This is a genomic window from Lawsonia intracellularis PHE/MN1-00 (assembly GCF_000055945.1).
GTDB classification, from domain to species: Bacteria; Desulfobacterota; Desulfovibrionia; order Desulfovibrionales; family Desulfovibrionaceae; genus Bilophila; species Bilophila intracellularis.
Window position 1 is genome coordinate 1,297,477 of the sequence record NC_008011.1, and the last position, 13,167, is coordinate 1,310,643.

At 33.0% G+C, this 13,167-nt stretch carries 17 protein-coding genes and 1 tRNA gene; 16 read left to right on the forward strand and 2 right to left on the reverse strand.

Going from position 1 to position 13,167, the window contains the following annotated elements:
• The first annotated feature begins 13 nt into the window (after positions 1–13).
• The 15 genes from lspA (at position 14) to LI_RS05825 (ending at position 10,072) form a co-directional block, all read left to right on the forward strand.
• Positions 14–508, forward strand: a complete 495-nt coding sequence (lspA, locus tag LI_RS05755) for a signal peptidase II (RefSeq protein ID WP_011527135.1) — start codon at positions 14–16, stop codon at positions 506–508.
• A gap of 112 nt (positions 509–620) precedes the next feature.
• Positions 621–1,568, forward strand: coding sequence for a tol-pal system protein YbgF (gene ybgF, locus LI_RS05760; RefSeq protein ID WP_223604182.1), 948 nt, complete (start codon positions 621–623; stop codon positions 1,566–1,568).
• Between the two features lie 104 nt (positions 1,569–1,672).
• A complete protein-coding gene (locus LI_RS05765; protein ID WP_011527137.1) occupies positions 1,673–2,455 on the forward strand; it encodes a protein phosphatase CheZ in 783 nt (260 codons plus the stop codon).
• Between the two features lie 33 nt (positions 2,456–2,488).
• Positions 2,489–2,564: transfer RNA gene (locus LI_RS05770), tRNA-Ile, on the forward strand.
• Positions 2,565–2,836: 272 nt separating this feature from the next.
• On the forward strand, positions 2,837–3,952 hold the full coding sequence (gene lpxB, locus LI_RS05775) for a lipid-A-disaccharide synthase (protein ID WP_011527138.1): 1,116 nt from the start codon (positions 2,837–2,839) through the stop codon (positions 3,950–3,952).
• A 6-nt stretch (positions 3,953–3,958) separates the two neighbouring features.
• The gene (locus tag LI_RS05780; protein WP_081475775.1) at positions 3,959–4,213 is read left to right on the forward strand and encodes an AtpZ/AtpI family protein; all 255 of its coding nucleotides are present in this window, start codon (positions 3,959–3,961) and stop codon (positions 4,211–4,213) included.
• Positions 4,206–4,676, forward strand: a complete 471-nt coding sequence (locus tag LI_RS05785; protein ID WP_011527139.1) for an ATP synthase subunit I — start codon at positions 4,206–4,208, stop codon at positions 4,674–4,676. The genes LI_RS05780 and LI_RS05785 overlap by 8 nt, the downstream gene beginning before the upstream one ends.
• A gap of 35 nt (positions 4,677–4,711) precedes the next feature.
• Positions 4,712–5,413, forward strand: a complete 702-nt coding sequence (gene atpB, locus LI_RS05790; RefSeq protein ID WP_011527140.1) for a F0F1 ATP synthase subunit A — start codon at positions 4,712–4,714, stop codon at positions 5,411–5,413.
• Between the two features lie 59 nt (positions 5,414–5,472).
• Entirely contained in the window at positions 5,473–5,820 is a 348-nt protein-coding gene (gene atpE / locus LI_RS05795; RefSeq protein WP_011527141.1) for an ATP synthase F0 subunit C, read from the forward strand.
• Between the two features lie 45 nt (positions 5,821–5,865).
• The gene (locus tag LI_RS05800; RefSeq protein WP_011527142.1) at positions 5,866–6,501 is read left to right on the forward strand and encodes a redox-sensing transcriptional repressor Rex; all 636 of its coding nucleotides are present in this window, start codon (positions 5,866–5,868) and stop codon (positions 6,499–6,501) included.
• Positions 6,502–6,647: 146 nt separating this feature from the next.
• Positions 6,648–7,088: a flagellar export protein FliJ gene (fliJ, locus tag LI_RS05805; protein WP_011527143.1), complete on the forward strand. Its 441-nt coding sequence runs from the start codon at positions 6,648–6,650 to the stop codon at positions 7,086–7,088.
• Positions 7,045–7,857, forward strand: a complete 813-nt coding sequence (locus LI_RS05810) for a MotE family protein (protein WP_015353817.1) — start codon at positions 7,045–7,047, stop codon at positions 7,855–7,857. The genes fliJ and LI_RS05810 overlap by 44 nt, the downstream gene beginning before the upstream one ends.
• A 23-nt stretch (positions 7,858–7,880) precedes the next feature.
• The gene (truA, locus tag LI_RS05815) at positions 7,881–8,654 is read left to right on the forward strand and encodes a tRNA pseudouridine(38-40) synthase TruA (protein WP_011527145.1); all 774 of its coding nucleotides are present in this window, start codon (positions 7,881–7,883) and stop codon (positions 8,652–8,654) included.
• A 251-nt stretch (positions 8,655–8,905) separates the two neighbouring features.
• On the forward strand, positions 8,906–9,328 hold the full coding sequence (locus LI_RS05820) for a hypothetical protein (RefSeq protein WP_011527146.1): 423 nt from the start codon (positions 8,906–8,908) through the stop codon (positions 9,326–9,328).
• 267 nt (positions 9,329–9,595) lie between these two features.
• Positions 9,596–10,072, forward strand: a complete 477-nt coding sequence (locus LI_RS05825; RefSeq protein ID WP_011527147.1) for a 4Fe-4S dicluster domain-containing protein — start codon at positions 9,596–9,598, stop codon at positions 10,070–10,072.
• Positions 10,073–10,144: 72 nt separating this feature from the next.
• Here LI_RS05825 and rfbD read toward each other — a convergent pair whose 3' ends face one another.
• Together rfbD and rfbB are read right to left on the reverse strand one after the other, a co-directional pair.
• On the reverse strand, positions 10,145–11,020 hold the full coding sequence (gene rfbD, locus LI_RS05830; RefSeq protein ID WP_011527148.1) for a dTDP-4-dehydrorhamnose reductase: 876 nt from the start codon (positions 11,018–11,020) through the stop codon (positions 10,145–10,147).
• Positions 11,017–12,036, reverse strand: a complete 1,020-nt coding sequence (gene rfbB / locus LI_RS05835) for a dTDP-glucose 4,6-dehydratase (protein WP_011527149.1) — start codon at positions 12,034–12,036, stop codon at positions 11,017–11,019. The genes rfbD and rfbB overlap by 4 nt, the downstream gene beginning before the upstream one ends.
• A gap of 288 nt (positions 12,037–12,324) precedes the next feature.
• On the opposite strand from rfbB, the gene LI_RS05840 reads away from it, so the two are divergent.
• Entirely contained in the window at positions 12,325–13,116 is a 792-nt protein-coding gene (locus LI_RS05840; RefSeq protein WP_011527150.1) for a sirohydrochlorin cobaltochelatase, read from the forward strand.
• The last annotated feature ends 51 nt before the right edge of the window (positions 13,117–13,167 follow it).

A 13,167-nucleotide genomic window follows, 5' to 3' on the forward strand; every position in this document is an offset into this window, starting at 1 on the left:
AGAATTTTGTATAATGCGATATTGTATAATTAGTTTAGTTGCACTTATTATTTTTTTAGCTGATCAGCTTACAAAATTTTGGATAACCCATATCATTCCTTTGTATAGTTCGATTAATGTTATTCCTGATTTTTTTGATTTAGTGAACATCCGTAATAGAGGTGCTGCATTTGGTTTTCTAAATCGATCTGATATTGAATGGCAGTTTTGGTTATTTTTAGGTGCAACGTTTTGGGCCATAGTAATCATCTTTTTTTTAGCACGTTCTGCACATTCTAATGAAAGATTTTTATTTTGGGGACTTGGCTGTATCTTAGGTGGTGCTTTAGGAAATCTTTTTGATCGACTCAGGATACGAGCTGTAATAGATTTTTTGGATTTTTATATTGGTGACTGGCATTGGCCTGCTTTTAATGTCGCAGATATAGCGATTTGTTGTGGTGGTTTTTTAGTCCTTATTTCTATGTGGCATAATGAGAAAATTAAGAGAAATACTATAAAAGAATAAATATGCTTTTATTCTTTTCGCTATATTTGGTTAAGCTATTTTTTCAAATTACTGTGGTCTAAGAAGCAAATTATTTATGCTATTTATTCTGATAGGATATAACATAAATAATTTGATATGGTTATATAGGTACCTTATTGAATTGTTAGAAAAAGAACGATATTATCATACAACAATTTTGTGTTTAGGATGGGGGACTATGAGAGAAAAGGTAGCTATGGTACTTATATTGGGAAGTTTATTATGTATTTCAGGCTGTTTTGGTCAAAATACAGATACATTGCGACATCAGCTTGATCAACAACAGGAAGAAATTCGCCAACTAAAAGCTCAATTGTCAGGGGTACAACCAGCTCAGGCTGATACATGGGCTCAAGTCCAAAGTTTACGTCAAGAACTAGCTAGCATAACAGGGCAAATTGATGACTTCAATCATGCTACAGGCGCAGTTGGAGGTATTGCAGGTTTAGCAAGTAAAGTAGAAAAAAATGAAGCTGCAATTCGAAAGATTGAGAAGCAGTTTGATCTAAAATTGTTAGATGATCAGCCTGCTCCATCTTCACCTATTAGCAATACGGCGAGTCCTCCTGTAACCCCTCCTCAAATGAATTCTAGTACAGGTTTAAATAACGAGTCTGGGGCACAAACTAACTCTCAACCAAAGCAATCAACTCCAAATAAAATAGATACAGCTACTGTCCTTTATGATACTGGGGTAAAACTTTTTAATGAACGTAAGTATAAAGAGGCATTACAGTCTTTTACTGATTTTACTAATACATATGGTACACATAAGCTTATTTCTAATGCTTGGTTTTGGCGTGGTGAGGCTAATTATCAACTAGGTAGTTATCCTGCTGCTGCACTTGATTATGAGCAAGTCATTTCTAAATATCCAAAAAGCGGCAAAATTGTTTCTTGTTATTTTAAGCAAGCATTGTGTTTTTATAAAACAGGGAAAAAAGATGCAGCAAAGTTTAGATTAGAGGAGGTTATTAAAAAGTTCCCAACTTCTCCTGAGGCAAAAAGAGCTAAGCAAATACTAAAATCTGATTTCTGATACTGTTAATATATCTGTCAACTGGCTATACTTTGTTGAAGTATAGCAATGGAATATTAAGATAAAAGAAGTATTAATGTCTTTATACTTACTATGAGGTTATTATGCCAGATCCAAAAAGTATATTGCAAGATGATACAATCCAAAAAGTTGTGACTGATGTTACAGATAAAATTCTTAAGGAGTTATATGAAATTCTTGCCTCTGAGTTAGCACCAAAAATTTCCTCTACGCTTATACAACCATTTTTAGAAAGCAAATTTTATCAGCGTATTAGTAATGATATGCAAGATGGGTTAAAACGTATTTATAAGGAAATTTCTACTATAAGTGATAGTCCTGTAAATACAGTCTCTGTAGATAAAGTGAAAACAGAATCCCTTTTTCATGAGGCATCAGAACAACTTTCAGAAGTCCTTAAGCAGACAGAAAAGGCTGCTATAGCTATTATGGAGGTTGTTGAGCAAGATATAGTGTTACAGGAAGAAGCTACAACATTGCTTACCAAACTTAACTCTTCCCACATTAATATTGATCCAGATTTTATTCGTCTTAAAGAGATTATTCATCTATTTGGAGAACATCTTAGTAGTGTTATGCTTTCTTTAAGCTTTCAAGATCTCACAGGCCAGAGGATTAAAAGAGCTGTTTCAGCATTGAAAGAAATAGAAAAGACAGTTGTAGAACTTTATTTATCAGCAGGATTATTAATGCAAGCTCGTGACAAAAATCCAAATAAGAGTATAGACGAAATTGAAGCTGATACACGGCAACAAGTTTTGGCATTAAAGGACATACAAATTATAGGTTCTGAGCTAAAAGGACCAACTTCTGGTGTAGCACAAAAAGATATTGATGAACTTATGGCAAAATTAGGTATGGACTAGGACTAAAATATTAGGTATAAGCTTTTTTCTTATGGACCCATAGCTCAGTTGGTAGAGCTACCGGCTCATAACCGGCAGGTCGGAGGTTCGAGTCCTTCTGGGTCCACCAAATTTTAACACCTTACAAGTAGTAAGGTGTTTTTTTATAAATAGCATGATTGTTTTTTTTCATTAGTAATGTTGTATAGTATCTAAGGTTAATGTATAGTTAAACTGAGATAGTAATCGTGAAATATTAGTTTATATGAACTAGCAATAACTTACTGTTGTACTGTTTAAAAAAGTATATTTATATCAATAACTCAATGAATGGATCAACAATATAAGATAATTTAATATTCTTTAATATATTATTGAGAATATAGGTAGGAAAAAAATATTATGGCAACAGTGTGGATTAATGCTGGAGAAGTTTCTGGTGACTTACAGGCTTCAGTTTTATTAAATGCAATGAAAGAATATCAGCCTGACATAAAAGCATATGGGATGGGTGGAGAATATCTTAAAGCTGCAGGACAAAAAAATTTGTTTAGTATTGATGAGTTATCAGTTTTAGGTATTGCAGAGATTTTTACAACTATACCACGTGCCATACAGATATTGAGAAAGATAAAATATGAGCTTAAAATACTTCGTCCAGATGTTGTTATTCTTGTAGATGCTCCAGAGTTTAATTTTCGTATAGCTAAAATTGCTCATGAGCTTGGCTTGTTAGTTTGCTATTTTATTCCACCAAAAGTATGGGCATGGAGGACAAGTCGAATCCACTTTTTGAAAAAATATGTAGATTGTATTATTAGTATATTACCTTTTGAGCCTAAATTTTATCGCCAATTTGGGATAGAAATAGAATATGTAGGTAATCCTCTTACTGATCTTGTTAATTGGCCTAGAATAGAGCATATACAACCAGTAGAAGGTCGTATAGGTATTATGCCTGGAAGTAGAAAGAAAGAGGTTGAGCGATTACTTCCCGAGTTTAGCTATGCAGCTGAAGAGCTATATACTAAATATCCTCAATTATCTTTTTATTGTATTAAAGCTCCAAATATTTCTACAAGCTATTTAAAATCACTATGGTTTTCTTCTATCCCGTTATGTATAGAAACATCAGTAGATCGATATTCAGCTATGCGCTCATGTGAATATATTATTGCTGCATCAGGGACAGCAACATTAGAAACTGCATTAGTAGGTGTTCCTACAGTAGTTACATATAAAGTTTCTTCTTTATCAGCACTAGTTGCTCGTTTAGCTTTAAAAGTAAAGTGGGTGAGTTTACCAAACTTGATTTTAGGTAAAGAAGTATTTCCTGAACTTTTGCAAGAAAATGCAAAAGGTTCTAAAATATCTTTTATTTTAGAACATTGGATGAAACAACAAAATATAACAAAAGAACTTCAAAAAGATCTTCATGAGATAAGAAAGCAGTGTGGAGAGATTGGTAGTGTGAGCCAGGCAGCACGAATCATAGTTCAAAAATTTTTGTCTCACTAAGGTTATATGTCAAAAAAAGATCAGTATACTCAACAAAGCACTTCTAAAAGTATATTATGCCTAATGTTGACTGCAGGTTCTATTGGAGTACATTTGATTTCAGGTATGTTGGTAGGCGTCTTATTTGGCTATAGTATTGACTTTTGCCTTGATAGTTATCCATGGTTCAGTGGTATTGGGCTGTTATTTGGTATTATTGCAGGTTTTCGTCTTATATGGATAGATACAAAAAAAATGATACATAAGGACCCATATGAGTAGGATAAAGAGACTACTTCATCTACTTGAGTTAATTTATTGGAAAAGAGAAATTTATAGTCCTGAAATACGAAAAATATTTGTTTGGCAAACAAATATTATCTGTGTATCATTTATTATTGGTATAGGTACATTTTTTTATTCTAAGTGGATGATATGGTTTTCTATTGTTGCGCTAATTTCTTTATGGAATTTTTATATGTTGGTAAAGCAGGTAATGAAAGTTGTAAATAAACCATTGATAGCTTCATTACATATTTCTTTTTTAATAAATACAACATTACGGATCTTGATTACATGTCTATTAGGGTATATAGCCTTAGTAAACCTTCGTGCTCCTGCTTTAGCAGTATTGTTAGGTTTTTGTTCTATTATAATATGTATACTAGGTATAAATATAAAGGCGCTATTTTCAAAAAAACAGTTGAATGTTTTTCACATAGACTGTGAAGAAAATAGTAACTAGTATAGCTGGATGAGAATAAAAGGTGGAGTAAAAAAATGGCTGAACAACTTCCTGAACCAGTTCTTTTATCTGAATTGCTTCATATGGATAAAGTTACTATTGCTGGTCAGCTAGTTGAATTTAGACATGTATTTTATACTTGGATTGCAATGTTGATCCTTTTTATTGTAGGATTGATTGTCCGGCGTAAATTGACACTTGTTCCAGGGAGATTGCAGAATTTTTTTGAAGTTCTTATTAGTAGCTTTGAAAATTTTACTGTAATCAATATAGGCGAGGAGGGACGTAAATTTTTTCCTGTTCTTATAGGTATATTTTTACTTATTGCAGTTGAAAATTTATTGGGGCTTATACCTTTGTGTGATGCTCCTACAGCTAATATTAATACAAATATTGGTATGGCTATATTTGTATTTCTTTATTACAATTATGAAGGGATTAAAAAGTGGGGGTTCCATTATATCCATCATTTTATGGGACCGAGTATAGTCCTAGCTCCTTTTATGATAATTTTAGAGTGTATTTCTCATCTAGCACGGCCATTATCACTTACACTACGTCTTTTTGGTAATATTAAAGGTGAAGAGATAGTCTTACTTCTATTTTTTCTTATGGCCCCATTAGTAGGCACAATACCAGTATATTTTTTATTTTTACTTGCTAAATTGTTACAAGCATTTATTTTTTATATTCTTACTTTGATCTATTTAAAAGGCGCATTAGAGTCTGCTCATTGATTATGAAAAAAATGATTTTTTATATACAATTATAACTATTACTAGTGAGGAGTAATATTATGTTCAAAGGTGTTATAGGGATATTAGTAACCTTTATTGCATTAGGTATTACAAGTGTTGCATGTGCAGCAGATCCTGTTATTGTTGGACATGTGGTGAAACTCGACCCTTCTAGTTTAGGTCTAGCAATCTTTGGTTGTGCAATAGGAATGGCTTTAGCTGCACTTGGCTGTGGTATAGGACAAGGTCTTGGTTTAAAGGGTGCATGTGAAGGTATTGCACGTAATCCTGAAGCATCAGGGAAGATACAAGTTGCTCTTATTTTAGGTCTTGCATTTATAGAGTCTTTAGCTATTTATGCTCTTGTTATAAATTTGATTATTTTATTTGCAAACCCTTTTGTATAAAAGCTAGTTAGATCTAATAACTAGATTAAGTGCTAAGTGATAGGTATGTTTCCTCTTAAAAGTGAAAGAATTCCTTTAGCCACAATTCGAAGGCTTGCTTTATATGTTCAGGTTCTTGAAGATATAGAACGTAATAATACAGAAGTTATTTCTTCTAAACCATTAGCAGAAGCGTGTGGTGTAAATGCCTCACAGCTTCGTAAAGATTTAGCTTACTTTGGTGAATTTGGTGTTAGAGGTGTTGGGTATGATGTAACAAGTCTTATTAAAGCTATTAAAGTATCCCTTGGCGTTAACCGTGAATGGAAAGTAGCTCTTATTGGCATAGGAAATCTTGGAAGAGCATTATTGAATTATGAAGAATTTAAGCATCGTGGCTTTCATATTATTGGAGCATATGATTGTGATCCTTTCAAGATTGGAGAGCATGTTTATGGTCTTGAAGTTACTTGTACAACCAAGTTAAAAGAGAATGTAAGAAAACAAAAAATTGAATTAGGTATTATTACAACGCCTCCAGAGCGTGCTCAAAAAGCAGCAGATTCTCTTGTTGATGCAGGTGTGCGTGGTATTCTTAATTTTGTTTCTGCAAGAATTCAGGTTCCTGAGCATGTTATTGTAGAATATGTTAATTTTTTTCACTATTTGTATTCGTTAGCTTTCAAAACTTCTATTGCTTAGCGGTACTATAGTTAACTTATAAAAATTGTTTAAATAAGATAGTTTTTTTCTCTTAAAAAAGGTTTATTCCTTTTTAGGAATATTTTTTGCATAATTTTCTTTAATAGAAAGTCTTCCTCAGTGATATATTTAAATAGGTGCCAGTTATGGCTGCTTTTCGATTCTCTCTACAGCAAGTGTTAGATTATCGAGAACAGTTATCTGAACAAGCTCGTGTAGAGTTAGCAAAAGTAACAGCAGCAGTTATTTCTGAAGAAAGAAAAGTAAAAGAGCTTCAAGAAGCTATTCATACTCAAGAGACTAATTTAAGAGCTCTTGATCTAAATAATATAGGGGAGCGGTGGTTATTAGAAAATTTTATTAAAGGTCTTCAAGAAGACTTACGTATTAGTTTAGCTCAACTTCAAACTTTACAGAATGCATTAAAAGAAGCACAGGGAAAAGTAGCTCAACTTGCTAAAGAACATAAGGTATTAGAAAAACTTAAATCTAAGCAGGCAGAACGTCATGCAAAGAGTGAACGTCAAAAAGAACAACAAAACTATGACGAAACAGCCTCAATCAGATTCAACTCTAAGACTTTCTAGACTATGTCGTTGGATTTTGATCCTTGGGACATTTAAATTATTATTTTTAGGTTCTATGTTTATTTTTTCTGAGCCTCAAGTAGTTATAGTTGCAAATAAGGAAGAGGAAATAAAAGAAAATAAGAGCCCTGATACTTCTATTAAAAATTTTGTTACAAAAAAAGTAGAAAGTCCATTAGCATATGCCCAACCAACTACAGCAGTAAATGTTACTCCTCCTGCTCCTAAAGTACGTCAGAATACATCTCCTTTTTCTCAAGATATTCAGCCATTTGGGGACACAGCAAATAATTTAGGAGAGGCATATCCAGTAACAATTCCAAAAGCAGATCCTAATAATATTTCAACAAGGCCTGATGAAGCTCTTGTAACACCAGCGCCAGCACCAAAATTAAACCCTTTTGTTCCTAAAGACTCTGTCCAGCGTAAACAAGAAGAGCTTAATCGACGTGAACAAGAACTTTTATCTTTACAGCAACAGATGCAGTCTCGTTTGGATGAATTGCATGCTCTTGAAGGAAAAATTCAGAAGATGTTAGATGAGGCTAATAATGTTAAAGATCAAAAACTAACACATCTTATAGATGTATACTCTAATATGAAGCCAAAACAGGCAGCTGATGTTTTAGCTACGCTTGATCCAAAAATTGCAGTCAAAATATTGTCTGGTATGCGTGGCCGTCAAGCAGGAGAAGTTTTAACATATATGGCACCAGAGCCAGCAGCGAAACTCTCTGAAATGTTAAGTCGAACCCAACTTCCTAATTGATGGTATAAAAAAGAAAGAGTACCATGCCACGTTTGAAATTTACATTAGCTTATGTAGGTACAGCATATCATGGTTGGCAAACACAACGTCGAAAAAGCCTTCCAGAGTTACCGACTATTCAATCTACATTAGAAAAGGTTATTGCATCTATTATTGGAAAACCAGTTCGTGTATGTGGTGCTGGACGTACAGATGCTGGTGTTCATGCTGAAGGTCAAGTTGCTCACGTAGATATTCCAGAATCAAAATTGAAGCTTGATTGGCAGCTAGTACTTAATGCAAGTCTACCTAAAAATATCCGTGTTGTACATTCTTTATATGTAGAAGATACATTCCATGCACAACATGATGCTGTACAAAAGCTTTATGCATATCGTTTGTGGCTTAATCATCGATATACTCCCCCTGTTCTATATCCGTTTGTATGGTCTTGTGGTAGATTAGATCTTGAAGCAATGGATAAAGCAAGCACATTTCTTTTAGGGACACATAATTTTGTAAGTTTACAGAATAGAGGAACTAAGTTGTTATCTACTGTAAGAACTATATCTGCTCTTTACAGAGAGCCCTCACAGTTTTTTTCATTGAATGAAAGTCATGAAGTGACATGGTTTTTTAAAGCAGATGGTTTTTTAAAGCAAATGGTAAGAAATATAATGGGACTTCTTGTACTAGTTGGTCGTAGGAAAATACAACCTGAAAAGATACCTTATATTTTGGAGGCAAAAGACAGAAGACATAGTGCACCTACTGCTCCTGCTCATGGGTTGACCTTGAAAAAAGTTTTTTATTCTTAAATCAATTTTTGATCTGTTTTCATAAATATATTGACGTTACATATTTTTTTTGTATTAATTTATTTCTTCTTTCTTTATGTTTTTTACTTGTATTATTACTAGTTATTATAAAATAAGCTAACTTGTAATATAAGTAATAAAATGTTTATATTGTTATATAGTTTGTTAGAAAAATAAATCTAGAGAAAGTCTTGATTTTTATAGCACGTTGTGTAGTTTTAATAAAAATAAGTTCAGTATAGGAGTATGACATGCCCCAGGTCGCTGCGCGTATAAGCGAGCAACAAGAACAATGGCTTAAGGATTATTTCCGTACAAAGAGTGCAGGTGCAGAGTTTGTCTTGCCATGGGTTGTGGATACCTTTTTTCGTGCTGTTACAAATATTAAAAATACATTTTCAAATGTAGAATTAAAAGCCATTATTGAAGCACATAAGGATTTTAAATTATTACCTGCCCATACTCGTCTGTCTTATCTTATGTTAAGAGTAAATGATGCATGCGATCTTTCTTCTGTACACAATAGGTATGGTGTTAGTAGATCAAGTCTTGAAGCTAAATTAAAGCGTCTTGATGATACTCAAGCTGCAGCACTAATGGTTTGGGCTTCTGCTTTTTGGGTAAGTCGTAATTGTTCCGCAGATAACATGGATGAGTATATTACTTCTTATTAGTACATACTAAGTATTAACGTAAGCTTAAAAAAATATTATATAGTTAGTGATATTAATTTTTATAATAACCACTTGTTATAATTTATAATAACAGTGGTTTTTTTATTAACTAACAAGTTATTTTATTCTTTTATAGCTTTATCTGTAATAAAGAAGTAAAGTTAGGTTAACCATTAGTTAACCTTTAAGTAGATAGTAGTTGTTGTTATTAAGAATAAAACATTTATTACCCTGAGGACTGCTTCAGGTATAATGTAGAGATAAGTTATGGGTAAATATCGTTTTATAATGCATGAAGAGAATTGTATAAACTGTAAAGCTTGTGAAAATGTTTGTAGAACTACACATGATACAGCTCCAGGATTATGGTTAGGGAAACTGCTTTATACAACGCCAGAAGGTAAAATGGAAGCACAAGTAAAGTTTAGAGCTTGTCCTCAGTGTAATCATGCTAAGTGTGTATCTGCTTGTCCAACAGGTGCGCTTATTATGAGAGACTTAGATGGGATTGTATATGTTGATGTAGATAAATGCACAGGATGTGGATTATGTCTAATAGCATGCCCCCATGATCTTCTTTGGAAAGATCCTAGGACAGGGAAAATTGTAAAGTGTGATATGTGTTATGAAAGAATGGATCAAGGTCTAGAGCCTAGCTGTATAGCAAGTTGTCCTACAAATGCATTGGAACTTATTGAAAGAAAACCAGGAGAGCCTTTACATAAGATCCATCATAAAAAATGATATTAAGTAATCTCTTGAAAGGTTGAAATTGGCTAACTTTTGATAAAGAAGTTATTGTAGAAGATGAAACAGTTAGGTTTCCATAGGTAGAAAATATGTAAAAATATATTCACGTAAAGCTTGGGGCCAAGGACGGATAGAAATACCTGTTATTTGACGGTAACGTTCACAGTTTAACACAGAATAGGCAGGGCGTTTTGCAATGTTTTTCCCCCACTCATTAGTGGAAATACCTTGTATTGTACAAGATAAGTTTGCTTGTCGAATAGCTTCTGCTGCAAACTCACACCAAGATGCTTGTCCACTATTAGCGATATGGAATATTCCTTTTCCTTTGTTTTCTACTAGAGATATAGAGGCTTCTGCTAGATCCGGTGTATAGGTTGGAGAGCCAATTTGATCATGTACAACATGTAGAAAGTTTTTAGTTTTTGCTAGTTCTAAGATTGTTTGTATAAAATTTTTTCGTCCTGGCCCAAATAGCCAAGATGTTCTAATAATAGAATAGTTTTCTAATTTAAGTTGAAGTATAGCTTGTTCACCAGCAAGCTTACTAGAGCCATATACAGAGAGAGGATATGGTACGTCTTCTTCTACGTATGGGACATTTTTTGTCCCATCAAAAACAAAGTCTGTACTAAATTGTATAAGATGAGTAGATGTTCCTTTTAAAATTGTACCTAATAATGAGGGAAGTGTTCTATTAATAAGTAATGCATCATTACTATGTGTTTCTGCAAGATCTACTTGAGTCCATGCAATGGTATTAAAGATAGCATTAGGAGAACATTTATCAATGTAATTACTCAGAAAATCTGGTTGTAAAATATCTCCATCTTCTCTACCAAGTGTATGTACATCCCAGTTTTTTTGTTGAAGGCACCTAACAAGAGACTTGCCAAGTAAACCTGTATTTCCACCAAGGACAAGAGCTACTTTATTATTCACAAGCGATCCTTATACCATCTATTCATAAATTCTTTATAGTCTCCTGAAAGAATATTTTGTACCCAATCTCTATGAGAGAGATACCAGTTTACTGTTGCAGCAAGCCCTTTATTAAATGTTATTTGTGGCATATATCCAAGTTCTTTTGCTGCTTTTGAGAAATCCATAGCATATCTTCGATCATGACCAGGGCGATCTTTAACATGATGAATAAGAGAGTTTGGTTTATTAAGAAGATGTAAAATTTCTTTTACTACAGCAAGATTGGTTTGTTCTGCAGAGCCACCAAAGTTATATATATTTCCTGGTCTTCCTTTCTCCAGAACAAGTAATATCCCTCGGCAATGATCTTCTACATGAATCCAGTCTCTGACTTGTAGTCCATCTCCATAAATAGGTAGAGATTCATCCATAAGTGCTCGATGAATCATAAGTGGAATAAGTTTTTCTGGGAATTGATAGGGACCATAGTTATTTGAACAACGAGTGATAATGGTATTTATTCCATATGTTTTATATGCTGCATGAACAAGCATATCAGCACTTGCTTTAGATGCAGAGTAAGGACTATTAGGGGATAATGGTGTTTTTTCTGAAAATTTTCCATTAATTCCAAGAGAGCCATATACTTCGTCTGTGGAAATTTGTATAAATTTTGGAACATTCATTGCTCTTGCAGCATCTAGAAGAATTTGGGTTCCTAGGATGTTTGTGGTAATAAAAGGTAGAGCATTTGTAATAGAGCGATCAACATGACTTTCTGCTGCAAAGTTAATAATAGCATCAAAGGAATAGGACTGTAGAAGAGACTGAACAAGTGTTGCATTACCAATATCACCATGAATAAAGAGGTATTGATCAGGTTTTGTTGTTTCGATCTCTTTTAGATTATAAGGGTTCCCTGCATAAGTGAGATTATCTAAGTTTACAATATAGACATCTTTTAACTCTTTCAGGGCAAGTTGGATGAAATTTGTTCCAATAAAACCACATCCACCTGTTATAAGTAATTGCATCTATACTCCTATTGAGAGATAAGTTAACTTTGCAAAGAGAAATAATTGTTATGTTAGGTTCTAAAAGATGTTTATTTATGTATGATAAATAGATACTGAAATATTAGCAGAGAGCCTTTAGTAGGTCAATGTATTCATAATTATAATTTAGTTGTACTGTTTTAGTTAGTGGTGTTTTTATTATCTAGTAATTGTTAGTATAAAAGTATATCAGGTGAAATGTATTTTATGGTAGTTTATTTAGATAGGGGTACATTTTTATAATACATATTGGTATGTTTTGTTATTATGAAATATGGTATTCTTTTAACCACGTTTGGATCTTTTAATTTGTACTGCAAAGTATCTTTTTCAAATTTTGAGTCTCAAGTTCAAGAATGTTTTCCTACTATTCCTATTCGTTGGGCATTTACTTCAAATGCGTTAAAGAAACAGAACATATTTAGGGATGAAAAGATAGGTCTTTTAGATGAAGTATTATCTAAGATGGCTTTTGAGCAGTTTACACATATCGCAGTTCAACCCTTACAAGTTATTGCTGGTATGGAATATTCAGGAATAGTATCAAAAATTAAAATACTAGGTGAACGTCTTGGTTTTTCTTCCATTTTAGTAGGAGAGCCCCTAATAACAAGTTCTATTCATTCAATTGAAAGAGTTAAAGAAGCTATTTTTTCTGTTATTCCTTATAAGAGGAAGCAAACTGAACCTGTTATTTTTATGGGGCATGGGAATAAATCTATGTTTAAGGATAAATATAGAACCTTATCCATTGCTGTGAGGAATAATGATCCATTAGTATTTATAGGAACAATGGATGGTAGTTATAGGTTAGAGCATATTTTATCAGCTTTGGAGAATGCATTGCAGACTGTTTGGTTAATGCCTTTTTTTACTATTATTGGAAAACATGTATTAGAAGATATGGTTGGAAAGTCACCAAATTCATGGCAGTCACGTTTAGAAGCAGCTGGTTTTTCATGCATACCTATTTTAAAAGGCTTGCTTGATAATAAGGCATTCTCAGATATATGGATAGAACATTTAAAAATAGTAATAACTAATCTATATAATACTTGAATATATCTTATATAGAAGTATAATAGTTTATACTATAAGTTGGTTATACAT